This window comes from Clostridia bacterium, assembly GCA_016887505.1.
In the GTDB taxonomy this organism is placed as follows: Bacteria; Bacillota; TC1; order TC1; family UBA5767; genus UBA5767.
Map to the genome: position 1 here is coordinate 1596533 of CP069393.1, position 26597 is coordinate 1623129.

28 protein-coding genes and 1 pseudogene are annotated in these 26597 nt (G+C 42.1%); 1 reads left to right on the forward strand and 28 read right to left on the reverse strand.

Going from position 1 to position 26597, the window contains the following annotated elements:
* Window positions 1–4 precede the first annotated feature (4 nt).
* The 27 genes and pseudogenes from JR334_07585 to JR334_07715 all read right to left on the reverse strand — a co-directional run bounded on the left by JR334_07585 (window position 5) and on the right by JR334_07715 (window position 24140).
* Entirely contained in the window at window positions 5–409 is a 405-nt protein-coding gene (locus JR334_07585; protein QRN84840.1) for a DUF3168 domain-containing protein, read from the reverse strand.
* Complete coding sequence (locus JR334_07590; protein QRN84841.1) at window positions 409–729, reverse strand: phage head closure protein; 321 nt, start codon at window positions 727–729, stop codon at window positions 409–411. Before JR334_07590 ends, JR334_07585 begins: the two co-directional genes overlap by 1 nt.
* Window positions 726–971, reverse strand: a complete 246-nt coding sequence (locus JR334_07595; GenBank protein ID QRN84842.1) for a phage gp6-like head-tail connector protein — start codon at window positions 969–971, stop codon at window positions 726–728. The genes JR334_07590 and JR334_07595 overlap by 4 nt, the downstream gene beginning before the upstream one ends.
* Window positions 972–1022: 51 nt before the next feature.
* Window positions 1023–1247 carry a Head fiber protein gene (locus JR334_07600; protein QRN84843.1) on the reverse strand — a complete coding sequence of 75 codons (225 nt, stop codon included), beginning with the start codon at window positions 1245–1247 and terminating at the stop codon, window positions 1023–1025.
* A 63-nt stretch (window positions 1248–1310) separates the two neighbouring features.
* Window positions 1311–2504 (reverse strand): phage major capsid protein, encoded by a 1194-nt coding sequence (locus JR334_07605; protein QRN84844.1) that lies wholly within the window; start codon window positions 2502–2504, stop codon window positions 1311–1313.
* A gap of 5 nt (window positions 2505–2509) precedes the next feature.
* The gene (locus JR334_07610) at window positions 2510–3331 is read right to left on the reverse strand and encodes a Clp protease ClpP (protein ID QRN84845.1); all 822 of its coding nucleotides are present in this window, start codon (window positions 3329–3331) and stop codon (window positions 2510–2512) included.
* A gap of 117 nt (window positions 3332–3448) precedes the next feature.
* Complete coding sequence (locus tag JR334_07615; GenBank protein ID QRN86887.1) at window positions 3449–4600, reverse strand: phage portal protein; 1152 nt, start codon at window positions 4598–4600, stop codon at window positions 3449–3451.
* A 96-nt stretch (window positions 4601–4696) separates the two neighbouring features.
* Window positions 4697–7294, reverse strand: a complete 2598-nt coding sequence (locus tag JR334_07620; GenBank protein ID QRN84846.1) for a terminase — start codon at window positions 7292–7294, stop codon at window positions 4697–4699.
* Window positions 7295–7315: 21 nt separating this feature from the next.
* Window positions 7316–7825 (reverse strand): phage terminase small subunit P27 family, encoded by a 510-nt coding sequence (locus JR334_07625; GenBank protein QRN84847.1) that lies wholly within the window; start codon window positions 7823–7825, stop codon window positions 7316–7318.
* A gap of 110 nt (window positions 7826–7935) precedes the next feature.
* Window positions 7936–8892 (reverse strand): hypothetical protein, encoded by a 957-nt coding sequence (locus tag JR334_07630; protein QRN84848.1) that lies wholly within the window; start codon window positions 8890–8892, stop codon window positions 7936–7938.
* Between the two features lie 363 nt (window positions 8893–9255).
* Complete coding sequence (locus JR334_07635; GenBank protein QRN84849.1) at window positions 9256–9483, reverse strand: DUF4314 domain-containing protein; 228 nt, start codon at window positions 9481–9483, stop codon at window positions 9256–9258.
* Window positions 9484–9506: 23 nt separating this feature from the next.
* The gene (locus JR334_07640; protein ID QRN86888.1) at window positions 9507–9830 is read right to left on the reverse strand and encodes a hypothetical protein; all 324 of its coding nucleotides are present in this window, start codon (window positions 9828–9830) and stop codon (window positions 9507–9509) included.
* A gap of 119 nt (window positions 9831–9949) precedes the next feature.
* Window positions 9950–11200 carry a DNA modification methylase gene (locus tag JR334_07645; protein ID QRN86889.1) on the reverse strand — a complete coding sequence of 417 codons (1251 nt, stop codon included), beginning with the start codon at window positions 11198–11200 and terminating at the stop codon, window positions 9950–9952.
* 307 nt (window positions 11201–11507) lie between these two features.
* Window positions 11508–11867: an HNH endonuclease gene (locus JR334_07650; GenBank protein QRN84850.1), complete on the reverse strand. Its 360-nt coding sequence runs from the start codon at window positions 11865–11867 to the stop codon at window positions 11508–11510.
* A gap of 216 nt (window positions 11868–12083) precedes the next feature.
* Window positions 12084–12503 carry a DUF1492 domain-containing protein gene (locus JR334_07655; protein QRN86890.1) on the reverse strand — a complete coding sequence of 140 codons (420 nt, stop codon included), beginning with the start codon at window positions 12501–12503 and terminating at the stop codon, window positions 12084–12086.
* Complete coding sequence (locus JR334_07660) at window positions 12503–12925, reverse strand: DUF4406 domain-containing protein (GenBank protein ID QRN84851.1); 423 nt, start codon at window positions 12923–12925, stop codon at window positions 12503–12505. Before JR334_07660 ends, JR334_07655 begins: the two co-directional genes overlap by 1 nt.
* The gene (locus tag JR334_07665) at window positions 12915–14315 is read right to left on the reverse strand and encodes a DEAD/DEAH box helicase (protein ID QRN84852.1); all 1401 of its coding nucleotides are present in this window, start codon (window positions 14313–14315) and stop codon (window positions 12915–12917) included. The genes JR334_07660 and JR334_07665 overlap by 11 nt, the downstream gene beginning before the upstream one ends.
* Window positions 14290–14577 carry a VRR-NUC domain-containing protein gene (locus tag JR334_07670; protein QRN86891.1) on the reverse strand — a complete coding sequence of 96 codons (288 nt, stop codon included), beginning with the start codon at window positions 14575–14577 and terminating at the stop codon, window positions 14290–14292. The genes JR334_07665 and JR334_07670 overlap by 26 nt, the downstream gene beginning before the upstream one ends.
* 267 nt (window positions 14578–14844) lie before the next feature.
* Entirely contained in the window at window positions 14845–17247 is a 2403-nt protein-coding gene (locus tag JR334_07675) for a hypothetical protein (protein ID QRN84853.1), read from the reverse strand.
* Window positions 17248–17316: 69 nt separating this feature from the next.
* On the reverse strand, window positions 17317–19272 hold the full coding sequence (locus tag JR334_07680) for a DNA polymerase (protein QRN84854.1): 1956 nt from the start codon (window positions 19270–19272) through the stop codon (window positions 17317–17319).
* Between the two features lie 29 nt (window positions 19273–19301).
* Window positions 19302–19835 carry a DUF2815 family protein gene (locus tag JR334_07685; protein QRN84855.1) on the reverse strand — a complete coding sequence of 178 codons (534 nt, stop codon included), beginning with the start codon at window positions 19833–19835 and terminating at the stop codon, window positions 19302–19304.
* A 51-nt stretch (window positions 19836–19886) separates the two neighbouring features.
* Window positions 19887–21023: a DUF2800 domain-containing protein gene (locus JR334_07690; protein ID QRN84856.1), complete on the reverse strand. Its 1137-nt coding sequence runs from the start codon at window positions 21021–21023 to the stop codon at window positions 19887–19889.
* Window positions 21020–21376, reverse strand: a complete 357-nt coding sequence (locus JR334_07695; protein ID QRN84857.1) for a hypothetical protein — start codon at window positions 21374–21376, stop codon at window positions 21020–21022. The genes JR334_07690 and JR334_07695 overlap by 4 nt, the downstream gene beginning before the upstream one ends.
* Window positions 21369–22589, reverse strand: a complete 1221-nt coding sequence (locus JR334_07700) for a methionine adenosyltransferase (GenBank protein QRN84858.1) — start codon at window positions 22587–22589, stop codon at window positions 21369–21371. Before JR334_07700 ends, JR334_07695 begins: the two co-directional genes overlap by 8 nt.
* On the reverse strand, window positions 22582–22758 hold the full coding sequence (locus JR334_07705; protein ID QRN86930.1) for a hypothetical protein: 177 nt from the start codon (window positions 22756–22758) through the stop codon (window positions 22582–22584). The genes JR334_07700 and JR334_07705 overlap by 8 nt, the downstream gene beginning before the upstream one ends.
* Window positions 22759–22791: 33 nt before the next feature.
* Window positions 22792–23266, reverse strand: a pseudogene (locus JR334_07710) (sigma-70 family RNA polymerase sigma factor).
* Between the two features lie 307 nt (window positions 23267–23573).
* A complete protein-coding gene (locus JR334_07715; protein QRN84859.1) occupies window positions 23574–24140 on the reverse strand; it encodes a hypothetical protein in 567 nt (188 codons plus the stop codon).
* Window positions 24141–24442: 302 nt separating this feature from the next.
* Between JR334_07715 and JR334_07720 the strand changes: the two genes are divergently transcribed.
* A complete protein-coding gene (locus JR334_07720; protein QRN84860.1) occupies window positions 24443–25747 on the forward strand; it encodes a hypothetical protein in 1305 nt (434 codons plus the stop codon).
* A gap of 43 nt (window positions 25748–25790) precedes the next feature.
* On the opposite strand, the gene JR334_07725 is transcribed toward JR334_07720, so the two are convergent.
* Window positions 25791–26546 carry a hypothetical protein gene (locus JR334_07725; protein QRN84861.1) on the reverse strand — a complete coding sequence of 252 codons (756 nt, stop codon included), beginning with the start codon at window positions 26544–26546 and terminating at the stop codon, window positions 25791–25793.
* Between the last annotated feature and the right edge of the window lie 51 nt (window positions 26547–26597).

Sequence of the window (26597 nt, forward strand, 5' to 3'; positions counted from 1 at the left end):
TATCTCACTCCTTTACATAGTTGATTTCAAATTCTAATATTTCTGTGTATACCTTAATGGAGCTATCCGAGCTTCTTTCAAGGCTTGAAATCTCATTTTCAAGCCGGATGTATTGAATCTCAAGCCCGAACATTATCCCTTGAAAATCGCATAGTGCAATCTTTAGCTGGTTTGCGATTGCTCTTGCAGCGGTTTTCGTGCTGGCAAAAACGCTAAACTGTAGCATAGGTCTTTCCAAGCGGTTTTGCCCGACAAGGGTATGCTCCTTAACGTCACTAACCTTGCTGTAGATGACAGCTGGTAGCTTTATCCCTTGTGGCAGCTCATCCGGGTAGAGCTTATCGCCAATGAGAGCAGTAAACCCCGGGTAGGCAAGCAGATATGACGTTAGTGCCTCCTCGAGCTCCATCAAATCACTTCCTTGCACATCAGAAGAAGGGAGACATTCTTTTCTTCATAATTGATAATTGAGATGATTTCAAAAATCCGGTCCTTAAATAGCACTCTCATTTCTGTAGTGAGCCCTGCAAGATAACGGATGGTGATCTTGGTTGTTATCTCTGCATTGACTTGTGAAAAGGAGACATATTCTTTTCCTGATATCGGAGAAACCTCTGCCCAAACTTTGGCAAACTGAACCCATTCTGAAGTCTCTGCGCCAAAGCTGTCTCTACCGGTCATGCTAACTTCAATAGCGATCTGCTTCCTTAATCTCCCAATTTTCATCACCAAATCACCTCCCTGTAGGGAAAAAGCAACTCTTTTAAAACATCGTTTAACTTTTCGGTGTCAAGCTCGTTTCTTTCCTCATACAATCTGGAAACGGTAAAGTAGATGGCATGTTTTACAAGTTCAGGAATGGTTTCTTCAAAACTGCTCAAAGGAAAGCGGAGGATGCCTTCTACCAGATCCTCCGCCGCCAGAATGAAGCTTTCGATGAGCGCATCCTCGTCATTAGACTCGACTCTCATCCATATTTTAGTGTTTTCAAGTGTAACGACCAATGCGCTTACCTCCCATCATTATTCAGATGCCATCAGGCCAGCGGTTTTAAGCTTCGCGAGCAGGGCGTTGAAATCAACAACCAGACCTGCAACCTCAGTTGCAGCACTGTCGGCTTGGACTGCTGCAGGTTTTAGCTCAGTTCCATCAAAGGTAATTTTCCCTTCTACTGTTACAGCAAGCTCACCACCAATGACGGTCTTATCGCCGCCCCTCTCGGTATAGTTTTTCGTGTTATATCCCATGGTTTTTCCTCCTTATCAAAGTGAAGAGAAGGCAACCCTTGGACTGCCTTCCCATTACATTACTTAGGCTTTCTGCTGAAGCACCTTGATGGCTTCTGAAAGGATCAGCTTCGCATCCAGCCTCTGAGAGGCAAGAAAACCGACTTGTCCATTGGCAGCATAAAGCTCACTTAGACGCTTGAAGGTTCTGCCCTGTCGGTCTGCGATCCAGTAATACTTGAAGTCTCCAAAGAGAATCGTCTTTTCACCAGCGGCGATTGTCGGCATATACTGAGATGTAAGGACTGGTCGGTTGATGACGGTATCCGGTGTTCCTGCCTGAACAGAAGGCTGCCAGAGGTACTGACCTTGACCATCTTTTAGTTTTCTGATGGCTTTGATGGTAGCATCGTTCACAAGGAAGGTCGCATTCTTTCGATAGGCCGACTTCAAACTATGGTAAAGGTCCAACACCTCGTCAAGGGTGATGGCCGTTGCACTGGCTGTTGTTAAACCAAGACTAGCACCACCAGTAGCATTCAAAAGTCCGGTAGGCTTGGCTGTACCATTACCAACAAGAAACGCTTCCTCCTCTGATGCACCAATTCTTCTTGCAAACTCTGCTGCGATATATGCTTCAAGGTCGAAGTAGCTATCATTAAGAAGCTCATCAGATACTTTTAGCATCGTTCCGAGTTTATAAGCAGATAAGGTCACCTGGGTAAAGGCGTCATCGCTCTCTGCAAAAGCACCCTCTTCATCCATCCAGGCTGCGGAGCCATGACTTGCCACCACAGGGATTTTTCTATCACCATTGCTAGTGTTGATCACATGACAAAGGTTTCTCAGTAAATTGGCTTCCTGCAGAGCCTGAATCAACTGGTTCTCATATTCATCTGGTACCAGAAAGCCTCCTTCTGAATCTGTCCCAATCTGCAGTGCGTTTTGAACCGATGGGTTTATCTTGTTTCTCATGGCACCCCAGAAGGCAGTCCGATAATTGTCCGAGGCTCTTCCAGTCTTTTCTTCGCTCATCTTCTCTGGTCTTGAAGCAAGAGGTTTGCTGATTGCAGCTGAAAGTTCTCTGTCCATCATCTCTTGACGCTCAAGACGTTCGATCTCCTTACCGAAGCTTATCACTTCATCTTCCATCTTTTCATAGACTGCATTATCTTCAGGTCCAATCAGACCATTCTCCTGTCGATGTTCATCAAGGAATGCCTTGGCCTGTTCCCAAACCTTCGCGCGTTGTTCTCTTAGTTCTTGAATTTTACTCATATTTATTACCTCCAATTTTCAATCAGCTCCAGCCGTTTTTGTAGCTGGGCAATGGGTATCTGGTTTTCTGAAATGGCAGGACCCTTTGGGTCCTCTGTAACCGGTAGTTCAAACTCCACATTCTTTTCAGGGTCTGCTTCTTTATCTTTATCCGTGTTTGCCTTAAGGTACTTCATCCTCGCCTGAATTCCAGGTAGCTTATTTCTTAGAGCGTTTGTCACTGTCATCTGGTCAAAGATAAAGCCACCGGACTTTTCATCTACCGGTTCTGATTCATAGAGAATCTTGTCGGCAAACTTGAGCTCAATGGCTTTGTTGGCACTCATCCAAGTTTCAGCATCCATCATGTGTGAGATTTTTGCTCTTGAAAGTCCCGTCTTTGTCTGATAAGCATTGATAATACTTTCCTTTACTTCACTCAGTAGATTGATTCCCACTTGAAGATCCGCAACCTCCCCAGCAATAAGCATCGCTGGATTATGAACCATGATTACTGATAGGGGAGATACACACACTTCATCACCTGCCATAGCAATCACAGAAGCGGCACTGGCTGCAAGGCCATCCACATGCACACTGATTTTTCCGGGATATTCTTTTAACATGTTGTAAATCTGTGCAGCAGCAAAAGTATCACCACCTGGTGAATGTATCTTCACGACAATGGAATCCGAAAGCGGACCACTGCCATAAAGCTCTGTCTTAAACTGTTTAGGGGTGATATCATCATCAAACCAAGAAGACTCTGCAATATAACCTTCAAGATGCAAGGTTCTCGCATTAGGCTCGCCTGCTTCGTTCACCACCCATCGCCAAAATTTATCCATAAAATCGACCTCCTTTTTTTGTATTAAAAAAACACTCCTCCATTTGAGAAATGCTGTTAATCCTTACATTTTAAGTTTTCCAAACAAATGGCCATAGTTAAACACTTATCTTCAAAACTACTCACCACCACTTGCTTCAAGGGCCTTCTTAGCATAGGCACCGGCCATCTTAAGCGGTAACATATTACCATTGGTCAAGTACAACTCCCCGCCCTCATCTTGAGAAATGGGATCCAGGTTTTCCATCCGTCTTACATCGTTAACAGAGAAAAACCCGTTCTGAATTCCAATAGCATAGCCATCCATCCTGGATTTATAATCCCCTCGCATCAAGGCGGAAGCATTAAAAGAGACAAAACACTGGCCTTTTTCACTTTCATTGAAAAGCTTTCTGTTCATAGCCTGTTCAATTCTAACCAGCCACGGTCTGATGGTATGGACCACAAAGCTAATGGACTGATTCTCGATGTTACTGAATGAACTCTTACTCAGGTCAGCTACCATGTGGGGAGGCACCTGAAATATCCGGCATATTTCTTCTATCTGAAACTTCCTGGTCTCAAGAAACTGGGCATCGGAGTTGGGCATACTGATGGCTTGATATTGCAGGCCATCTTCAAGCACTGCCACCTTGTTGCTGTTGTTAACACCACCATAGGCTGATTGCCAGGCATCCCTTACCTTGGTCGGATCCTTGATGGTTCCTTGAGTTGAAAGAATACCACTTGGCGTAGCATTGTTAGCAAAGAACCTACCACCATATTCTTCAGCGGCAATATTAAGACCGATTGCATTTTTGGCAAGAGCCACTGGTGAATAGCCCATCACACCATCAAACCCAAGCCCAGGCACATGAAGTATATCTTCAGGACCTAGATAATGAGTGGTGCCATCTTTCCTGTAAGCGTAATAAAGATCACCATTACTATCCCGGTCCACTGTCATCTTTTCAGGCAGAAGGGGATACAAATGCACCACTTCACCTCTACCGTTTCGAATGATCTGACAATAGGCGTTACCCCAAAGGAGAATGTGGGTCATCATGGTTTCCCGTAAGGTGAAGGAAGTCATCTCTGGATTAGGTTCATCATGTAAAAGTCTATATAGCGGATGAGTGTACATCTTCTCCTTTCCATCCCCTTTATACTGGTAGGTATGAAGTGGTAAAGACGCCACCGTCTCTGCAATGATTCTCACACAGGCAAAAACCGCTGTGGTCTGCATGGCACTTCGTTCGTTGACGATTTTCCCTGATACGCTTTGCCCCATATAAAAATTCGGGGCACTACTGACACTGTCCGTCGGTTCTGCTCTTGCCTTAAAAGGCCATCTAAAGAAATTTGCCACTATATATTCACTCCCCTTCTATCCTAAAATAATCATGTCTCTTTCATCATAGATGGAAACATCATCTGGCGGATTTACTGTTGCTCTGGCAAGTCCCATGATGAGCGCTACAATTCCATCAATCTTCTCTGCTGATTTTTCTTTATCCACTTTGATGTTTCCAGCAGGATCCATCCTAACCACAATGTTGTCTGCCATCCACCGAAGCACCGGATGACCTCCATGAGCAATCTGCTTGCTTAAGATAAGCCGCATAAGTTCTTTTGTCGGTGGAGACATATCTTTAAAGCCTTGTCCGAATGGCACGACGTTAAAACCCATCCCTTCAAGGTTCTGGCTCATCTGCGTTGCTCCCCAACGGTCATAGACAATCTCTCTTATGTTGTACCTCTCTCCTAGCTTTTCAATAAACTTCTCAATGAATCCATAATGAACCACGTTCCCTTCTGTAAGCTCGATAAATCCATTCTTATGCCAAATATCATAAGGCACTTTATCTTTTCTTACTCTTTGATAGAGGGTCTCTTCAGGAAGCCACAAATAAGGCAGTACATGAAACTTATCACCTTCCTCAATCGGCGGAAATACCAATACAAAAGCAGTAATGTCACTGGTGGATGATAGGTCAAGACCTCCATAACACACTCTACCTTCTAAATCATCAGGGTCCACAGGGTAGTTGCAAAGATCCCATTTATCCATGGGCATCCACTTGATTTCCTGTTTTAACCACATGTTTAGTCTCAGCTGTTTAAAAAGAGCTAAATCCGCAGGATCATCTTTGACTTGACTAAAGTGTTCTCGCACGCGTTCTATCTGAATGGTATGGCCAAGACTCGGATTGGTCTTATACCAGTTTTTTTCATCGCTAATATCCGCATCATCCTCCAGCCCATAGATAATGGATAGGAATGTAGGATCAATACGACTCCCATCCAGTACAGCTTTTGCTTTTTGGTGCATCTCCCAGCCATAACCAGAAAGTTTATTCCCGGCGGTAGTGAGGTATAGAAAGAGCGGCTGCATTCTCGCATCTCCTGACCCAGTGGTGAGCATCTTCGCAAGGTCAGGATTGGGATAGGTCCAAATCTCATCGAGGATAACACAGGATGCATTGATGCCGGATTTTGACTTTACGTCAGAACTTAATACCTGATAGAAACTGCCTGTCTTTGGATAGACGATTCGTTTTGTAGACCTTACCAGATTGGTTACTTTAGAAAGTGTCGGATTCCCTTCAACAAAGTTCATGCTGGTATTAAAGATGATGCTGGCTTGCTGTCTGTCACAAGCGGCTACATACACTTCTGCATTCGGCTCTCCATCAGCAAGCAGCATATACAGGGCGATGGCTGCTCCGAGTTCACTGTTATGAGTGGGAACCATTGCTTTTCCAGCTAAATACAGTCGGGAAGGGCTATCCACCTGGATGCATTTTACTGGTACTGATTTTACTTTCTTGATATCTATAATGGATCTAAAAGAGTTCTTCGTAGGTTTTTCAGGCTCATCTTTAAGTCTTTCATTCTTTCTTTGCAAAGAAAAAACAGGATTACTCCTGTATGCATAAAAATGAATCCTATATTTTATTCCATAATCTTTGCCGTCTAATTTTGCTACTCCTTCGTTTATTGAACACTTGAAACCTAAACTTCTAATAAGTTCAGTCACATCTTGAGCTAGTTTCCTGCTGACTGTTGTATATTCACATTCTCCAGCTTTTGAAACATATCCATCGCAGTCCATAAGCCCTTTCAGTAATTCTAATCTTTGTTCATATGCTGCTCGTAGGTATTCATTTGGAATATGCTTATTGCAAAACAATCCCATTTTTCTCATCTTGGATTGCCAAGAAACATTTCTCGCTGCTTGTCTTTTATCTCCATTCCTAAACGCTAACTGGACACTACCTGTATTTGTTGATTTCCATTCTCGAAGTTCCACACCTAGTCTATTCAGTTTTTCCACGATATCAAGATCGTTTACATTGCAGGTAAAACTCGCATTATAGCTACTCCCATCTGCAAGCCAGACACCCAACATATATGGCGGTATTAACAATTTCTTTTCTTCAAGCTCAAGTGCTTTTTGCACTGGAATCCGGTAATGATAACAGTCATTCTTGAATTTGATCTGATCCTTCATCATCTCGGTACTGAGTATTCTTGTCGCACAACTTGGACTTCTATGCGGTTTGTATTCTTCGACCTGCCACAAGTGTTCCGCATCAGCAATAATGCTTTCTTTATCTGATAAAGTCACCTCATAACAAGAGTGCCCATACATTACTTCCGTGCAACTTACTACCTTGCAAGGTTTTCCGTTTTCATCAAATACTTCATCTCCAACTTTTAAGGCTTCCATGGTCGTCCACCCCGCAGGGGTTGGTAAAAGCGTGTTGATAGCCAGGGCTTTCCCATTTTTCTTACCTATTTCAACATAAGCAGTTCGGTACTGGCGGGTACCATCTTCTCTCAAAGTTCCAAAGAGCCTGCTTACTAGATCTTTCTCCCAAGAAAGTAACTTAAAAGGCTGACCGGCCCATCTGCCTTTGGTCAGCTTCAGTTGTTCGATAAAGTTAATAGCGTGATTCGCATGAGCTTCACTAAATGGCATATTGCCTGGCTCCTTTCATTATTAATCATCACACTTCTTCAAAATATCCTCTGCCCTTGGTACATTGCAAAGCAGTTCTTCCATGGCATTTCCTTCGATGGTGTTCGCAGAATTATTGATGTTTAGTCTGCTTCTAGCTGATGGACTGAGTCCCAGTTCGGAGCAGAAGTTTCGAATCTGTTTTAGGTTCTGCTGTGCAATGGACACCTGAGGAATCTGCTGAATATATCCAGAATTCGTTTTAAGAATAGATCCGTGCTTTGAAATGAATTCTTCTGCTTCTTTCCATCTGGCAAAAGCCTGACAGTACCCTGCAAAAGCAGCCATGTCCACCTCCGTCAGCAGTCCCATGGCTTCCAGTTCTTTTGAAAGTCTTCTCCATTCTTTCTTGGCATCCCGTTCAAGCCATGACGGGCACTTCGGTGCTCTTTGTTTAGGCTTTGGTTCATTTTTGTTGAGCGGTCGTTTCCCAGGATTGCCTTCCAGCTCCTTGATTGCTGTGGGTTTTGGTGGTCTTCCTCTCCCAGCCATACTTCTCACCTCCCCTCGTTGGCTTTAGTGCCATGAAAAAAAGACCTCCTAAGAAGTCTTTTGCTTTTCTAATTCAGGCTCTGTACAGTACTGTTTTTCATTATTTTATGCTACGCGTCACCAACGTAGATATTATAGATCGACATGCTGGTAATAATTTCATCAGATAAATTCTCATATGAAATGTCATTTTCATTAAGTCTAAACTCTATCACATAACCATCATCGTTTAGTTTAAAGATATATTCGCTTCTTTCTTCATATAGTTTACCATCTACATTTCTTTCATATTTCTTCTCGTATATTTGCATCACCTCTTTGGCAGAATCTCCAACCATCACACCTTCTTTTGTACAGAATCCTTTAGTTCTAACAAATATACTCATTATTGTATTTTTTATTGGATCCAAATCAACACCAGCTACAGCTTCATCCCCAAAAGAATACCCCATCATATTAGGTCCATTACTCTTATTGTATTCGTCACCCCATACGACGACTGCTTTTTCAAAGATATCACCAATTTTTACCCCAGCGATAGATTCTGTATCATCCGAGAGCGAGGCGCTATACTCAACTTCCTTAAGGCTATCAAGTGGAACATAGCCAAAATTATTCAAATAATTAGTTAAATCCGGATACTCAACCAGCACCCAATCCTCACCGTCTTCATTACGTACGAGGGCATGTATAATAACATCCTTTTCCTTTAGAGGCCAAGGTGCATTTGTACTTTTTCTTAGGGCGGCAGCCTCATCATATGGATGTGTTCTTAGGTATGTTGGTCCAGCGACATGCATGGCACGCGGAAGGTACTCGAATTTTCGCTCATTAAATCCTTTACTATACACGCTATTATCCACTGGTCTAGTCAACTCACCTATCACCACACTTAAATCCTCAAGTTCTTCTTCTCTGTGTTCTACTCTCTCTTCCAACTCTTTTATGTATTCTGCCTGCGTTTCGATTTGCGCGTTTAATGGCGCGGTTTGTTCGTCAATTTTTTGCTGCTCACTGCATCCAGTTGCCAACAAAATTATGAATATGACTACTAATAATTTTTTCATACGTCCCCCAGATTAAACTTCTTACAATAAAAGAGCTCTCATATTTAATAATCGCCTTGAACAACTTTCTTGTTACCTTTTCGCAATGTAAGTATATTATATATACCGTGTTTTGTAAAATCATACTCATCTAAGTAGTCTTTTACATTGTTAATTTCCACGAAGTATTACTCAAACTGTCAATCCTTATCAGCATCTTCGACCCTGGTCCACACCAATGCATCTAATGCTTTTGGCCATTCATTTTCGTTAACATATAATGGAATCTCTAATTCGTCATCGGAATACATAATAACCACCACCGCGAATATACTTAGGGCAGGTGATCTCGGATAGGATTTTACGTTTTAAAACATAAAGTTATTACCCTACAATTATTCTGCAGCTGTCTTCACCATAAACTATACTAAGTCCACTGCCATTGTCCCAGGACACCATTATGGAACCGATATCGTCCACACCGACTACCGTCCCCTGCGTTCCGGTTGGAGGTGCCTGCTTATCATCCATCCTTATTAGTTCAACTCTGGTTCCAGGCGGGTACTGATTCTTTAGTCTCTCAACTATTTCTTTGTTAGTAAACATCTTCATTCTCCTCTAGACATAGGTTTGCGCTAATCTTCAAGAGCTGTGTACCGGCTATAATCATAGCCTTCGCTACTCACTAGGACCCTTTCACCAGTCTCAGTATTAATCACCCGGATGCATCTCAATTCACCTTTTTCATTAGAGCCGCCATCGGACTTTTCAATCCAAGGTTGCTCTTTAAAAAAGTCCTCGGCAAAAGCTTTGAACTCATCGTCATTAAAAGCTATCTCTTTTGTCACTTCATATAAGCTGCCTTGCTTCCTATCTTTTTTCGCATAAAAGGTAGCATCCTTGAGTTCCTCGAGGTCATTAAACTTTCTTCCGAACAAGGCTCTTGGTTTATTCGTCATGGTTGTCACCATCTTTTCGCTTTTCACATGTTGTTCCAATACGCATTAACTCATACCTCCTTTATTCTCGGTACTACATACATCACTCTACAGGAGATATAAGTCAAGCGTAGATGCGTTTAAATAACCTTTACTTCACTATCTTCTTGTTTCAAATCTGAATAAGGGATTTCCCTGCCATCTCGCAGAAGAAAAACATCTGCATCGCTTCCAACATGGGCTGTGTATCTTTTTGCAATTACATCCACAAATTTTTCATCAATCTCAGCTGTATAACAAATTCTATCTGTCTGGTCACAAGCAATTAAAGTACTACCCGATCCACCAAAAGGATCAACAACAATTGAATTTACACTAGAACTATTCTTAATGGGATATGCGATTAATGGAACTGGCTTCATCGTACTATGAAGACTGCTCTTTGATGGCTTATCGAATTCCCAAACTGTAGTTTCACTTCGCCCTGCATACCATTTATGTTTCCCTTTTTTCTTCCATCCAAAAAGACACGGTTCATGTTTCCACTGATAAGGGCTACGTCCTAATACCAAAGACTGTTTCACCCACTGACAAACACCTGAAAGATAGAATCCAGCATCCTGAAAGGCCTTTCTAAAAATGTAGCCTTTTGTATCTGCATGAAATACATAAATAGAAGCATCCATAGCCATAATACTCTCCATGTTTTTAAATGCATCAAAAAGAAACCTGTAAAACTCTTCATCCTTCAAATTGTCATTTTGAATAGTTCCTTGGCTCCCATCATAGGAAACGCCATATGGAGGATCCGTTACGACTAAATTCGCTTTCTTTCCGTCCATCAGCCTCTCATAAGTTTCGGCTTGAGTGCTGTCTCCACATATCAATCGATGTTTGCCTAACAGCCAAATGTCACCTTGTTTTGAAATTGGTTCTTCTTCTAGGGCAGCCTCTACATCAAAGTCATCGTCGCTCACATCTTTATCATGGACCTGACTGAAGAGATCCTCGATTTCTGCAGCATCAAATCCCGTTAGGGTCACATCAAAGTCCTGAGCTTCCAGGTCTTTAATTAAATCAGCCAGCGCTTCAACCTCCCAGTCGCCCGTTACTTTATTAAGAGCCACGTTTAATGCTTTTTCTCTTTCAGCAGTCAACTTAACAATGACACATTCAACTTCCGTATGTCCTTCTTCAATAAGAACTTTATACCTTTGATGCCCTCCAACAATATTGCCAGTCTCTTCATTCCAGATGATAGGCTCCACATAGCCAAACTCAGTCATGGACCTTTTCAGTTTTTCATAAGCCGGGTCCCCTTGCTTCAAATCTTTTCTTGGATTATACTCCGCCGGATTGATACCAGTCACCGGTACTTTTCTTATAATCATTTCCTGTCCCATCAGATTACCTCCGTTTCGTTGCATAAAAAAAGCCCGTGATCACTGTCATCAGGCTAAAACTCATAGAAAAATGTTTGCTTTTCAAGGTTGTATTAAGTTCACATCGATTACACTTTTTATTTATTAAGGGTGTGCTGCGTCCCACTATTCATACGAGTTACAAAATATGTTACTTCATTTTATTTATCGCTAGTATCTCAGGATATACCCCCCTAGCGATTTTCGCGATTTTTCACACAAAACCCCAGCGCGTTGGCGTACCAAGGGTTCTAGCGCGATTCAGACCCCCTACCCCCTACAATTTAAGTGTATTACCAAAGCCTCCATCTTCCTTTGCGGTCTTCCTCGCGTGACAGCTTTTACATAGTGGCTGCCAGTTTTTCTTGTTCCAGAATAGCTTCCGGTCTCCACCGTGTGGTTTGATGTGGTCCACCTCTGTTGCCGGGGTGAGTCTTCCTTCTCTTTTACAGTTAACACACAGGGGATACTTCTTAAGAAACTCCTTGCTGGTCTTTCGCCAACTATAGGTGTACATCTTCGAGCTTCTTTCATTTTGTCTCTTTGTCATCTCTTTCTTGTGCTTCTCACAGTATCTATCATGGGTCAGTGTTTGACACCCAGGATAGTTGCAAATATGCTTTGGTTTCCAAGGCATCAAAGTCACCTCCTGTTTTCTCGCTTAAAAAAAGGTAAAGAAAAAGCTCCAGTTCATTAACCAGAGCTTAGGATCCAAGAATGCTGCGTTTCCTAAGATTCGAATCGATATAGCTTAGGCGTATGCTACAACATATGGTGTACGTGGATTTTCTATACCTTTACACCATAACTATAACACAGATTGCTACTGACATTCACTGACATTTACTGACATTTACTGACATCTTTTCGTATTTTCGAATTCTTTTAGGGCTTTACCATGAAGCCTAAACACAGTTCTTGGATCGTATCTCATTGAAACTGCAATCTCATCCCACCCTTTACCATTCAGGTATCTTAGTTCAAGCAAGAGCTGTTGGTTGATGTCATCCATTTTGTTGATCGTATCTTGAATATCCTTCTTAAGATCAACCAAGCGGTCAATATCATCACTGATTTCATTTTCCATATCAATGACTTTCACAATGGCGCTTTCCATCTTACTCTTCGGTGTGTTCCCCCCACATATCCTCTCTGCAGTAAAACTCGAGGTGACTTTCATAGAAAGGCTTTTCAATGTTTCCAACTGTTCTAACTTACTCTCAACGACCTGATCAAGCCAAATGGCCTGAGACAAATATCCCTTTGCATTCATCATCTCGTACCACCAGTCTCCTTACACCCTGTTGTAAAATATCTGACTCGTATGTTCCATCTTTTTGCGCTTTTGATCTCAACGGACATACCGGAAGATATCTTATCTCCAAATACCCAAAGTTCATGACATTTCCCAAGAAGCACAAGCCCCAAGTCTAAGCCCAACTGTCTTTCTTCAGGGTCAGTTTCTTCAAGGAACTGCGGATACATCAAATGGGTTATAATCGGGACCGTCTTCTGTGTTACTGCAAATCTTCCGTATCTCCTGGCTCTTTTCGTGCTCCAGTCGATATCACCCGCAAAAGGACTGCAGATGAAAACAATCTTCTTCTTTTGCTTTTTTACTTTTTCAATATTAGTTAATGCCTCAAAGGCGGTTGGATCGTAGTAGCCTTCAGCATTGAACTTATTAACGCTCATCGTTTCTTCCTCCATTTTTTAAATTGTTTATTCTAGCCTTCACAGCTTCAATCAAAGCCTTCTGACCTGTGTCTTTGTTATCAAGTGCTCTCATCACTCTCTGATCGATGGTGTCCTTGGCCAGGATATGATGGATCACTACTGTTGATTTTTGTCCCTGTCTCCACAGTCTGGCATTTGCCTGTTGGTAGAGTTCAAGACTCCAAGTGATACCAAACCAGATGATGGTTGAACCGCCTTCTTGAAGGTTTAGCCCGTGCCCTGCAGATGCTGGATGGCACAGTGCAATTTTCATTTCTCCCCGGTTCCACTTGGCTATATCCTCCGAGGTGTTAATAACTCCTGTATCAAATCGTTTCTTGATGCGATCTCTTTCATGCTTGAAGCCGTAGTAGATGAGAACAGGTTTTCCATTGGTCGCTTCAATGAGATCTTCTAAAGCATTGAGCTTCCTATCGTGAATCTGGTGTACATCTCCATATTCGTCATAGACAGTACCACCAGACATTTGAAGGAGCTTATTTGAAAGCACCGCTGCGTTGGCAGCATCCACATCACTATCTGCAAGCGGTAGGAGCAGATCTCGTTCCAACTGACGGTAGAGTCTCATCTCCTTATCTGACAAGGTGACTTCCACTTTGTTATAGATAATCGCCGGCATCTTAAGATAATCAAGAGCTTTCATACTGATGCAAATATCAGATATCTTACGGTAGATCTTTTCTTCAGCATCATCGTTTAGCGCGTAGTCTGTTGGAATGCTGCCACTTACATACTTCTGCGGATGAAAGTATCTGCCACGATAACCGCTGTAGGTTCTCCCCAAGCGCTCACCACAATCAAGAAGATAGATCTGACTCCAGATATCCAAGAGTCCATTGGGAGCTGGCGTTCCAGTAAGTCCCACAATCCTTTTGATCTTATGTCTTACTTTCTTTAGAGCCCTGAACCTTTTAGCTGATGGCGACTTGAAACTCGAAAGTTCATCGACGATCACCATATCAAAGGGCCAGTCGTTTTTATAGAACTCCACCAACCAAGGTACATTCTCACGGTTGATTGTGTAGATATCCGCCTTTTTATAAAGAGCCATTGTTCTATTTTTTTTACTGCCCAGCACCTTTGAAACCTTGAGGCCTTTCAGATGCTCCCACTTGAGCACTTCATCCAGCCAGGTGGTGTTTGCCACTCGAAGTGGTGCAATCACCAGAACCTTTGATACTTCAAACCTGTTATGAAGCAGGTCCGTTAGGGCGGTTAATGTAATAACGCTTTTCCCAAGTCCACACTCTAAAAAAATACCAGCTGATTTGTTCTCAAGGATGAACTCGGTGCAATGGGTTTGATAATCATGAGGGTGATACTCACACCTTCCGCTGTTCAATGCCATCCACCACACCTCCTATGTATTCTGGATCGTCTAAGCAATAAACCAAAAATCCTAGCCCTTCCAGCTCACCTTTTCTCTTTATTTGGTTAGGCCGCATCTTCTTGCCTGGTGCTTTCACTTCTACAAACCCAGTCTTGCCGTTAGGCAACAGCACCAACCTGTCAGGCACACCATTTATGCCAGGGGAGATGAACTTGAAAGCTCTCCCGCCTCTTCTTTTCACTTCTTTTACGAGCATCAGCTCAATTTCTTTTTCCGTCATACCCTTCACCTCAATTATTGAACTCTTCAAATTAGAAGATTATTCGCTTCCCATTCTCTGTTCCTAGGAGTGTTCTTAAGTGTTTCAAAAACCCTACGCGTGTATATGTGTTTATATACCTATATATATATTAGTATCTATACTTTCTAGTAGAGATAAGAACATAAGAACAAATAGCTTATAGCCCTTGTAGTTACAGGCTTTTGGGGTGTTCCTGAAAATGTTTCTTCACCAATCCTAGGTATCTTAGGAACATCAACTCTGTTCTTATGCTTTTTCCCCATTTTCCCGTACATAGGTCAGCTGAGGACCGTAAATTGGAAGTCTCATCTTCCCATTCTTATTGCCACCATATCGTTTCCAGCCACCGATTTTAACTAGGATACCTTGTATCTCGAAAGAGTCCGTTCTCCTTAAATCCTCTTTCTTCTTTCCAAAGCACTCGCACCAAATTTCCTGAAGACTTACTCTCATCTTTTTAACGCTTCCTACTAACTTATCAGAGCCAAACTCAGTATCTCCAGCTAGAAAACTACGTCTCTCGAATAGGTCCATATCATCCCAACTCTCAGGTATCAATATATCCAGATATTCTCTGACCAAACCTTCTCTATCATCTTCTTCCATTGATTCTTGTTGGCTCCTATAAGCAAACACTGCCGCTTCACCTTTTAGGTTCAAATCTTCACCCGCTTGATATTTTACGATTGCTTCAGCCCAAACCTGAGCCACTTTCGAATCAGTGAGATCATCCCAAATGCTTTTCTTTCCTACCTTTACGTAGACTGGCCAAAACCGCCTATTCCCTGTTACATCCCTAAGGAACCCTTTCTCAGCATTTGTTGTGCCCACTATGACGCACTGCCTCGGATGATTTTCTACGTTAACACCATAACTTTGTCTAAACTTATCATCTGTCCTTGTAATGAAAGATTTCACTGTTTCCACATCCATCTTCCTAAGGCCTGCCAATTCTCCAAGCTCCAAAATCCAGTATCCCTGCAGCTTCTCAGCAGCAGCCTTATCTCGCATATCTGAGACTGTCAGACTATCCGAAAACCACTTACCGGCCAGTTTGGCAAAAAAGGTTGATTTGCCAATCCCTTGATCACCGTTTAGGATTAGCACATAGTCGAACTTAATACCCGGCTCATAGATCCTGGCCACAGCAGCACATAGTGTCTTGCGCATTACTGATCGGGTATAGATGTTGTCCTCTGCACCTAGATAGTCGATAAGCAGTCGATCCACTCTCTCGGTTCCGTCCCAAACAGGTAATTCACTGAAATACTGCTTAACGGGATGGAACATTCGCTCGGATACCGCTGTCAACAAGCCATCTTTAAACTTTCCAGGAGACCAGATTCCATATTTCATATCAAAATATACCTTCGCCCGAGATAAATCTGAATCGTTCCAACCGGATTTCACCTGTTTCCAGGGCAGGGTACCATTCACATCAATAGCATGAGAAAGCTCGTTATACGCGATTGCTTGAAACATGGGATCATGACGGAGTATTTCTGTGATATTGATTAACGTGTCTTTGACAGTTCCGTTCTTATTAAGTTCAAGGCTTAGCTCCCAATCCTGTGACTCTGCGCTCTTAACATCTTGCTGGACGGCAAACTCCTCCTTAACCTCTTCCTCACGTTCTTTGGCGAGCTGTTTTCTTACCGACTTGTCTTCCGTACAAAACTCAAGCATCGCTTTATATGAGGGTAGCTGCTTCTTCTCATCTGCATCTTCATCCATCTCACCGAACTTATGAATTCTGACAAGGTCAAAGGAATTCGATAATTTTCCACAAGCAGGATCTGTTGCATGATGGGAGTATGCGTATCTGCTACCATAAATCACCACTCCTGCTGTTGAATCAGCTGGAATATAGTCGTATCTTTCAGGCATGACACTTGGCGTGTACACTTCTGAGAGAAATGTATCAATAGCGTCTTCCACTGCATAGGCCCTACAAAAAGCTCCCACCATACCTTCTTTCTTCGATGGATCAGCCTGCTTCTTCATCAGCTTCTCTAAAAGAGTTGTCTGTCTTGATGATACTGGCCATGATGACGTGTCCTGCCAGTTCTCATACAGATTTAGAATTGCATCCGGATTCAGTAAACTCCCTTCAATACTTCTAAAGAAATATTCCCCATCGGATGATGTGCTAGGCCAATACATAAGCCTGTTGGGTTCATATGTTGTATCATCAAAACTCTCAATTCCGATCTCTTGAGCTATCCTTCTACTGATAGCTTGATACTCATCAGCGGATACTGATCTCGATAATGGAATGATTAGCCTCAATCTTGGCGTTTCTTTAGTATGTTTATGGGTTGAGTAGATGCAGCAAGCATAGCCATAAAGAAGCTCAATGCTCTCTGCTATACCTTCAGCATCATCTCCATGGTCCATGTCCAAAGTCAGCATGGACCGATGGATTACACACTCTTTTCTTCTCCTGCCATCTTTGAGCTTTCCAGCTACAAAACCACCTACGTCTTTTACATCGTCCTGTTGATACTTTTTCATTTTCAGGTACTCTTCCCTAGTTTCACTTGTGATTGTTGTTTGAGAGAGTCGATGTATGAACTCAACCCAGGACACTGTCTGTTCTTTCCAAAACTTGTCTTTACGACTATTGCCTGTCGAAATAGTGAATTTCATGGCGTCCTCCTTCTTTCTTGAATTTATTTAGTGCTTCCGTTACTTCTTGAAATGCAATTGGTTCTTTGGTTAATCTTTCTTGTAAAAAGCGCACTCGTAACCATCTGCATCTAGAGGTAATCCTTCAGACCACTTGGGACTCTCGCTCATGATGCTGCAAACTTCTTCTACGCTTGACTCGTCCATTGGCACTTCACAGATGACCTCATCATGCACGTGAGCTACGATAGCAAACCCTCTTTTATCTAGTCTGAGCATGGCTTCTGCCAATAAGTCTCTTGATGCAGCTTGCACAATATTCTCCACAATCTTTGGTCCGTAGGTTTCAATTCTCTCCCATTTCTTGGTGATACCAATACCTTCATAAGTGAGTCCTTCTCTTCCAAATTTGTTCAGCTTGAGTTTTGGCTTCACATACACTAAATCTCGCCTAGATGGAAGGGTTACAAAAAGCATGCCACTTTTATAGGTGAAGCAGATGCCGTGAGTGCTTGTCTTGGTTCGTTCCTTCACTGCGGTAATGGCTGCCTTATCTACATCCCACCAAAACTTAACAATCCTCGGGTTCGCTGTGCGCCAGTTATTGATAAGACCTTGCAGTTCATGCTCTTCCACACCCATCTCAAGTGCTCCCATGGCCTTCAACGCTCCGACTCCCCCGCCGTAACCACATGCTAATTCTGATATTTTCCCTTTTTGTCTCAGGGGGCTACCTTTCGTAATCTCATCAATGGGTACATGGAACATTTGTGCTGCTGAAGCTTCATAGATTTTCCCGTGGGACTGAAACACTTCAAGCCGCCATTTCTCTCCTGCAAGCCAAGATAACACTCTTGCTTCTATAGCTGAGAAGTCAGCTACGATGAACCGATGGCCTTCTTTGGGAATAAAAGCGGTCCTTATCAGTTCCGATAAGACACCCGGTGTATTGCCAAAGAGCATCTGCAGATCATCAAAACGTCCTTCTATCACTAGGTCTCTTGCCAATTTCAAATCCTTCAAATGGTTCTGAGGTAGGTTTTGAAACTGAATCAGTCTCCCAGAAAATCTACCAGTACGATTGGCCCCATAGAATTGAAAGAGTCCGTGAACTCTATCATCAGAGCACACTGCCCTTTCAATAGCCTCGTACTTTCTGACACTGGTCTTAGCCATAAGAAGTCTCAACTTTAACGCTTCTTCCACTTCACCATCAGTCTCATCTACCAGTTCTTTCACATTTTTCTTGGATAGACTTTCAACCTCAACACCACGATCTGATAACCAATCTTTTAACTGGGATACGGAGTTTGGATTCTCAAGCCCCGTGAGTTCATAGGCTCTTTCTGTTGCTGCTACCGTGAACTGCCTATCACAAGATATTGCTTCGTCGACTAATGCCATATCTGCCATAATGCCTAGGTCATTAATCCTCTGATCCAGCTCATAGAGAGCCTGTTCTGACTTAGGTATTGGATAGTCTTTTATCTTTTCCCTGATGGCCAATTCCACTTCTACGTCTCTGATATTGTACTTTTTGAAGAGCTCCCATTTATCTGGTGCATCCGATGGCAAGTTTCGATTCCTACCACCATTGGCTGCTGTTGGTTTGCAGGGTAGGCAGAAGTACCGAATCAGAGCTTTTCCTTCTGCCATCTTCTGCGCATCCAGTTTGAGTACTTTTGCTACACCCTCCAGATGGAGGGGAAGTCCAAGCATTGCTGCCTGAACCTCACTACATCTCCATGAGGATGGGTTGAGATAGATTTCTTTACTGAGTTTCCTTGTGAGATATCTCATCAATGCAACCCGCTCAAAGTTGGCGTTAAAGGCTGTCTTGATGACCTTTGGATCCAGCAGATCGTTGGTGATTTCTTTTGACATGTCTTCTCCACTAGCCAAATCTATTAGTTTCACCGGACCACCATCCATGCTGTAAGCAAAGAGTAAGATGTCGAAGTTTGGGCTGTCAGTGTAGCGGTAAACTCCACTCTTTCTTAAGTCGATATCTGAAAATGTCTCGATATCTATAGATAAAATCTTCATAGGTTTACCGCCTCCTCACATGCTGAGACCTAGGACATGAAATCATCATCGTCCTCAATCTCAAAGTCATCTTCAGCTCTTGTCATGCCACCCAAGGGCTCACCGTCTCTAAGCTTCTGTGCATTGCCGAGGCCTGCTGCTATCCCTCGGTTACCATTCACATTGAAGGCATAAAAGTTGATACTTACCTTCCCATAACAGCCACTGTAAACTTCACTTCGGTCAAGAACGGCTTGAATCTTGCTATCTACAATCTGAGGTGCGTTCTTTGAATTAGCATTAATGAAATAGGCATCAGCATAATTGGGATCATCTGGTCTGTCGATATCACCATCACGAAGAGGTGTCTTAAGATTTGCAGGTACCTTGCCGCCAAACTTTGGAGCGCCTTCTTCCTTCGCTTCTTCAATAGCTTTTAAAATCATGTTGATGGTCTTTTTGTCACTCTTAGGAATGATCACCGATACGCTATACTTTGGATCCGAGCCGTTGATACTCTTTGGTTCGAACAAATTCACGAAACTAAGTCTTCCAGGAACGACCACTCTTGTACTTTTACTCATAATATTTTCCTCCTTGAATTTGGCTCTCTCAAGCCTTCAACTGTTTGTTAACTACTCTTCTATTTGGAACTCTGCTTCTATAGGTTCTACTGCTTCTCGCTTGTCTGTTTCAGAGACAAGTGTCAGCTTGCCTTTTGGCTTTTCCACTAAGCTTCCAAGTATCTGCTTAAATTTCTGTTTGCTCATCAATTTCTCCATTTCAGTAATACTGATAAGACTCTGTTTGAAAATGTCGGTATAGCCCTGAGCCTTTGCAGCTTCCGCGACAGCAATTTCATCAGTGTACTTTCTTCTGGTTCTGCCCTCTACAAGCTTGAACCCATCCCACTGCCTTCCTTCATTAATGGCTAGAGCAGTCGCGTAGGTGTAGACATCCCCTGCCCATTTGGATAGCTCATTTGCTAGACCAATGATTTCAGCAATTTCCTTATCCAACAAAAGTGCTGGATCTTGAAACTCATACTTGAGCAGTTCTAAATTTTTAACAGCCCTCGCTCTACATTGGTTTCTAGCTCTACAGAACCGGCAATGATCGCCAGCACAAAACTCGCCTTCTCCATTACTAGCAAGAAGTGCTTTAGGCTTCAGTTCTTTTTCAGCCCAAGAGAGAAGCTCATCCACACTTACTTCATAGGTGGAGAAGTTTTCCACTCTTGGTTGAATAATGGTCATGGATACTTTTTCAATGTCATAGAGCATTTCAAATAAGGAAAGTGCACCTAATGCATAGAGCATCATTTGAGGATTTTTATCAGCTGATACGATTACTCCGCGACCGTACTTCAGATCCACCACATGGAGGGTTCCACTACCTACAACCACCAAGTCACCCGTCCCAAACCCTTCAGGCACGTAGTCACTAAAGTCCAGCTTCTGCTCGATTAATATCTGCAGGTCCTGGCATTCTTCTTTTGCTTTTTCGATGATGCCAAGACAGTACTCCACATAAAGATCTGTCATCTCATCCATTTCATCTGAATGAAACTTACTGGTAGGTTTTCTTGACCGCATCTTCAGTGCTTTCCTCAGTTTGTGTTCTGCCAGGTCATGGGCCGCTGTCCCTTCTTCAGCAAAGACACTGGTTTCATTGGGGAACTGCTGTTCAAGGATTGCCGAAGGCATACACGTCATCCACCGATGTGCTCCTGAAGCTGAGAGCATCGAATGGGCATTAGTTGATCCACTCATTTAAGCTCACCTACTTCCTCTAGCACCTGTTCGTAATATGAAGTGTCAAGAGATGTTAGCTTCTCTGCCCCATATTTGTTGATGATGGCTTTTACCGCCTCTCTGTGACCGTCTCTATTTTTCTCTGCCATCAAGGCTCTCACTTCTTCAAGGGTTGGAGCTGCATCTTCAGGCTGTTCTTCTACCTTCCGCTTCTTTACATTTTTTGTTTTTGGAACTGCCTTCTCTGTTATTTCTGGAATATCTTCAGGTGCTGATTCTTGAGCTTCTATGGCCTGAACCAGGTATGCGATACTGGTGGCCAATGCCTTCATGTTCTCTACAACCTCAAGTGCCCGTTTGTTTCTACTCATGATCTTGTCCCCCTTTCTTCTTTAAATAGTCCTCTGTTAGTTCTTTTAGGATGCCAACCATGTCGAGCATCTCCCAGGGCGTATTCTTCACGACACCACCCTCAAGCATCTTCGCTCTACCAAAATGGCCATAAGCTGCAAACTGTTTATAGATGGGCCGTTTCAATCCAAAAGACTTTATGATTGTGCCGGGCCTCATATCAATAAGTGAGGAAACAATAGCGGTGAGTGCTTCATCATCAAGTTTGCCAGTGCCAAAGGTATTGATATTAAAAGAAACGGGTTCTGCTACACCAATCGCGTAAGACACTTGCACTTCGCATTCCCTAGCAAGACCTGCTGCCACTATGTTCTTTGCGATGTATCTTGCTAGATAAGCTCCAGAGCGATCAACCTTTGTCGGGTCTTTTCCAGAGAAAGCGCCACCGCCATGTCTACCTTTGCTACCATAGGTATCCACGATGATCTTTCTTCCTGTAAGACCTGAATCTGCAGCCGGACCACCCAAGACGAATCTACCGGTAGGATTGATTAGGACCTTGGTGTCTTTATCAAAGAGTGCGGATGGAATACTCTTCCTAATAATGTGTCTTAGTACATCTTCTCTGAGCTTTTGAGGGTCGATCTCTTCACTGTGCTGAGTTGAAACCACAATAGTTTTCACAGAAAGAGGTTTATGGTCTTGGTCGTATTCCACAGAAACCTGCGCCTTTCCATCAGGTTTAAGACATGGAAGTTCACCAGACTTTCTCGCATCAGCAAGTCTTCTACAAAGTCTATGGGCTAGAACTACGGGTAAAGGCAGCATCGCATCCGTTTCATCGCAGGCGTATCCAAACATCATGCCCTGGTCGCCAGCACCTAGCTCCTTGCCATCAACACCCATTGCGATATCCGGTGACTGTTTGTTAATGCTGATCAGCATCCTGTAGAACTCCCCGTCGGTGGAAAGCTCATCTGCCCTGTAACCAATGGAATCGATGGTGTCGCGCACGATCTTCTTGTAGTCCACTCTTGCCTTTGTTCGTGCTTCTCCAAAGACATGGATGAATCCATCTGCTGCAGTTACCTCAATGGCTGTCCTTGCTTCTGGATCCTCTCTTAAAATGGCATCCAAGATCGCATCTGCAATTTGGTCGCACATCTTGTCCGGATGGCCCTCCGTCACAGACTCAGAGGTAAAAATGTAAGCTGGTTTCTGTTTTTTATTCATTCGTGTTCTCCTCTCTTTGTTCTTCAGGTTTTTCTTCATCTTCCTCAAGTTCAAGTAGCCTGTTGGCCAACCTCTTCGATACAATGCTGATGGCGGTTAAGACTCCCACCATCTCATCTTGAATTTCCTTACTTGCGTTCATGTTCTCGTCTCCCTTTTTTTGGGTCATATCTAGGTCACCTCCTTCCACTTCACAACCCCTTCACTTATTAGCCAATGGGGGAGGTGGTTTGTTAACCAAGTTTCTAAAAAAACTTTCTAAGTTTGTCCAAAACTTTGTTTCTACGCTTCATGACTGCTACCGGGGAGATATTTTCCTTCTCAGCAACTTCACGTAAAGTGAGTTCTTCATAAAAGAGATCATTGATAAGCTCCTGCTCTTTTCTATTCAGCTCCTTCATGGCTTCCTGTAGGATGATGAGCATGGCTTTATCTATTACCAAATCTTCCACCGACTGATTACCTGCAAAGTCATTTCCCTTGTCCATTAACCTTTCAATGGAATCTTCCTTGCTAGGCTTGTAGGTTACCTCGCCTGTTTCAGCATCAACATCACTACTTCCAACCTTGATATCTTCTTCCAGATACCGCTGCCGACGTTGCATCTTGTAGTACTCCTTGTAAATTTTCTCGCTCACCTGTACTGAAACTTTTCCAATCTTAATCTCTTTACTCATAGCTCTTTCCTCCTTGGAATAGATTTGTAGGAGGAAGTGTTTCAAAAATGGGCGCAAAAAAAGCCCCAATACGCATACTCGCGTGCTGGGGCCAATGCCCGATAACTAAAATAGCCGCTTTGATTAAAACCCTTAAGAGTTCTAGTCAAAGCGGCTACCAGCTATGATATTCAATATTTGACGCACTTCCTACTATACTTATCATAAGAGGTAGGAGCCACCAATACAATTTCAAAAAGCTTCCTGAATCCTGCCACTGCACTTCCACTGCCAGCAGGTTCTCAATAACTGTCATTTCCCGTTCTCGTTATTGAAGGTTTTTCCAATGATTCTTCAATGGGGGGATAATATAACCCCAAAGCGCTATCCCCATAAGCTCAATGGCCTGTTTCTTGTAGCGATAATAGGTCGTCTGAGCAATATTCAGATCATGCATGATGGCCGCATCACACATGATTTGCTTGTCAATGTAGCACTTAGTAATGATATCGTGGTAGATTTTCCCGTGCTTCGGGTGCATTTTCAGATGCACCAATGCCCTATCTATTATGTCGATCATCTGTTTCGTCTCGGCTATGCACATTAAACGTTCTTCCACCGCTTCCTTGTCTTTGGCAAGATCGTACTCATCAAGCTCAAGACTTAGAAAATCCATCAACTCGGATATTCTCTTACCACCGTATTCATCAGCGGTATCTTGAACTTCATAGATAGCACTTTCTATCCTCCATACTACAGTCCGATAAATTAACAGGAGTAGCTTCGTCTTATGGTATTGACGTGAATCTGGTTTCCTGGATTCCCTGATTTGTTTCACCCCCTTTGATGTTTGGGAAGATAGTTTGCGGTGTTGAATCTTCGTTTCCCTCTGCATGTATTGCCTCCTTTTCAAGTTGATTTGTGGCGAAAAGGCTTATCTATATTATAAAACCGAACATTTGTTCTGTCCAATATAATATTTATAAATCTTTTCTTGACAGTCATATCCATCGATTGGTACTTTCATACTTTCTTAACACAATAATAGTTTGTTGCTTTCTGGCTCTACAACTTTCTATTTTCATTGTACTTTGCATTGACTTTGAGTGCAACGAAAATTATAATGTTGCTATAGAGTAATGTAACTTTCTATTTTCCGGCTAAAACAACTATCAAAAATGAAAGTGAGGTCGTAGCTTGTTAGTAAAATTCACTAATCACGGATATAGCTATACTGATGTAGATGGTACATCTTTTTATGATGAAGACAAGGAACATAAAGGATTATTCGATTTTTTGGATGCAGATTTGTCATCTCTCCCAAAAATCTTAGAAAGCTATATTTCAAAAATAATTGATAAAGAGACTTTCAAACTTACTGGATACGAGCCTTCATATAACGATTTACGAGATGTCGACTATGTACTCGACTACATACATCCATATTTTGAAATTAATTCGTCAGAAGAGATTAATAATGCAATCGCTGATTACTTCAATGCTCTACTGCTACAAAGAAGTTATAGCGAAGATGACTACACATACTCACCTATTTATGATGAAAAGTGGTATATGGAAACGCTAAGTGCACTTCTGAAAGATTGCTATTATGAAAATGAAAAAGAAAAACATATAAAGAGCTTCTATGAAAATTATCTGTCAATAGTGAAACCCGATGATGACGCCGATCTACCACCCTATATCGAACTACCACCGAAAGGTTTTAGCGGATTAATTTCTTTACAAGACCATCTGCGTAGTATGGTATTCTGGATGCTTGATGCATCAGCCCTTTATTTAAACGAACTGTCAATTTCTGAAAGAGTTTGGGTATACGGTAACGTGCATAGTACAATCTCCGACATGCCACATATGACCGTGACAAAGCAAATTTCATTCACAGATCCGCATCGAAACAGCCTTGGCTATAGCTTCAATTTTCATGATTTTCTTGATGGTATTAGTGATTCTTCTACGCTATATGGCAATTTGATGAATTTTCATAACAACCAAGAAGATGTTCGTCCAAAAGCCGTTGATACTTTAAAAAGCATAATTGAAAGGGCGAAGATGGGATATTCGGAAGGGATTTATGAGGAGTATAAAGTAGACAGCTTATTTGAAGTGTTATTCTTAGAAATTTACTATATGATTTTAGAACAGGTTTTAGTAAAGAAATGCAGAAATTGCGGGAAATACTTCGTTCTGAAAAATAAAAATGTAGAGTACTGTAATAGATTGATAGATGAGTATGATGACAATACCGATGATAGAACTTGTTCAGATGTTGGGCCAAAACTTTCATATCAGAAGAAACTAGAAGCGGATCAACCACTAAAGTCATATAGCAGAGCTTACAAAACACATTATGCTAGAATCAAGAGTGGGAAACTTACTAAACCAGGTTTTTTCGAATGGCAGCAAGAAGCAAAAGAAAAACTTGAACAGGTCAGATCTGGCGAGTACGATCTTGAAGATTATAAGAAGTGGCTCAAGAATTAAAAAGACCATGACCAGCAGCTCTTAACTGCCAATCATGGTCTGCTTATCCATGCGCTTTAATGGCTTCTACGAGTGAATTGCATAATCTAGAAACTGAGTTCTTATTTGATATAGGTAAATCTAATTCACAATATGATTCTAATTGCTTGCTTATAATTTCTTCTATTTTTTGCCAAGTTATCCAAGCTGTATGGTGTTTAATCAATTCTTTTATTTCTTCTATAGCTAGGGGATGATCCTCAGTATTAAGCACAATTCCTTCCAAAGGTGAACGAATTGAATCTTCAATAGATTGTCTTCCTTTTCCCTTTACCAATACTGGAGGCTCCTGTCCCAATATTAAAAAAAGCAAAGGACTTTTACCTCTTGCTTCTTTTGTGGCTAAAACAAATTCTCTTGCTAGCTGTTTTTCTTGAAATGAATTGTGTCTTATCCTTTTTGCTTCAATGACAGTATAAATTGAATCGAATTCAATAATGCCATCAGGTTGAACTGCATGTTTCGTCTGATGAGAATCTCCACTGGGCTTTAAATAAAAATTACCAGGTAGTAAGGTAAACACTCCCATTTCAATTTCTTTCTTCATTTTGGTTTTCAAATCATCGTTATCCATATTCAATTCATCAATGATGGAACCTAAAAAATGTTCACGCGGAAGAAAATCAAGAATTTGAAATACTTCGGCAGTTAAGACATTTTCATAACCAATTCCACCATTTCTGTAGTTTCTTATACTTCTTCCTTCCCATGATAATTCTCTTAATAAATTTCTTATTATGCTTCTGTCATCATTTTCCATAAAATCCTCCTCTACGTAATCATATTTTTAGCCTGAATTGTAATTACAACT

Coding starts and splice junctions, on each gene's coding strand:
- JR334_07680 (QRN84854.1), bottom strand. CDS start 19,272: ATGAAGATTTTATCTATAGATATCGAGACATTTTCAGATATCGACTTA.
- JR334_07605 (QRN84844.1), bottom strand. CDS start 2,504: ATGAGTAAAATTCAAGAACTAAGAGAACAACGCGCGAAGGTTTGGGAA.
- JR334_07685 (QRN84855.1), bottom strand. CDS start 19,835: ATGAGTAAAAGTACAAGAGTGGTCGTTCCTGGAAGACTTAGTTTCGTG.
- JR334_07620 (QRN84846.1), bottom strand. CDS start 7,294: ATGCCATTTAGTGAAGCTCATGCGAATCACGCTATTAACTTTATCGAA.
- JR334_07595 (QRN84842.1), bottom strand. CDS start 971: ATGAGAGTCGAGTCTAATGACGAGGATGCGCTCATCGAAAGCTTCATT.
- JR334_07715 (QRN84859.1), bottom strand. CDS start 24,140: ATGCAGAGGGAAACGAAGATTCAACACCGCAAACTATCTTCCCAAACA.
- JR334_07700 (QRN84858.1), bottom strand. CDS start 22,589: ATGAATAAAAAACAGAAACCAGCTTACATTTTTACCTCTGAGTCTGTG.
- JR334_07645 (QRN86889.1), bottom strand. CDS start 11,200: ATGATTATAAGAAAAGTACCGGTGACTGGTATCAATCCGGCGGAGTAT.
- JR334_07705 (QRN86930.1), bottom strand. CDS start 22,758: ATGACCCAAAAAAAGGGAGACGAGAACATGAACGCAAGTAAGGAAATT.
- JR334_07655 (QRN86890.1), bottom strand. CDS start 12,503: ATGAATGCAAAGGGATATTTGTCTCAGGCCATTTGGCTTGATCAGGTC.
- JR334_07585 (QRN84840.1), bottom strand. CDS start 409: ATGGAGCTCGAGGAGGCACTAACGTCATATCTGCTTGCCTACCCGGGG.
- JR334_07690 (QRN84856.1), bottom strand. CDS start 21,023: ATGAGTGGATCAACTAATGCCCATTCGATGCTCTCAGCTTCAGGAGCA.
- JR334_07670 (QRN86891.1), bottom strand. CDS start 14,577: ATGACGGAAAAAGAAATTGAGCTGATGCTCGTAAAAGAAGTGAAAAGA.
- JR334_07615 (QRN86887.1), bottom strand. CDS start 4,600: ATGGGGCAAAGCGTATCAGGGAAAATCGTCAACGAACGAAGTGCCATG.
- JR334_07660 (QRN84851.1), bottom strand. CDS start 12,925: ATGAGCGTTAATAAGTTCAATGCTGAAGGCTACTACGATCCAACCGCC.
- JR334_07610 (QRN84845.1), bottom strand. CDS start 3,331: ATGGATAAATTTTGGCGATGGGTGGTGAACGAAGCAGGCGAGCCTAAT.
- JR334_07630 (QRN84848.1), bottom strand. CDS start 8,892: ATGAAAAAATTATTAGTAGTCATATTCATAATTTTGTTGGCAACTGGA.
- JR334_07640 (QRN86888.1), bottom strand. CDS start 9,830: ATGACGAATAAACCAAGAGCCTTGTTCGGAAGAAAGTTTAATGACCTC.
- JR334_07635 (QRN84849.1), bottom strand. CDS start 9,483: ATGAAGATGTTTACTAACAAAGAAATAGTTGAGAGACTAAAGAATCAG.
- JR334_07600 (QRN84843.1), bottom strand. CDS start 1,247: ATGGGATATAACACGAAAAACTATACCGAGAGGGGCGGCGATAAGACC.
- JR334_07665 (QRN84852.1), bottom strand. CDS start 14,315: ATGGCATTGAACAGCGGAAGGTGTGAGTATCACCCTCATGATTATCAA.
- JR334_07675 (QRN84853.1), bottom strand. CDS start 17,247: ATGAAATTCACTATTTCGACAGGCAATAGTCGTAAAGACAAGTTTTGG.
- JR334_07625 (QRN84847.1), bottom strand. CDS start 7,825: ATGGCTGGGAGAGGAAGACCACCAAAACCCACAGCAATCAAGGAGCTG.
- JR334_07695 (QRN84857.1), bottom strand. CDS start 21,376: ATGAGTAGAAACAAACGGGCACTTGAGGTTGTAGAGAACATGAAGGCA.
- JR334_07650 (QRN84850.1), bottom strand. CDS start 11,867: ATGCCTTGGAAACCAAAGCATATTTGCAACTATCCTGGGTGTCAAACA.
- JR334_07725 (QRN84861.1), bottom strand. CDS start 26,546: ATGGAAAATGATGACAGAAGCATAATAAGAAATTTATTAAGAGAATTA.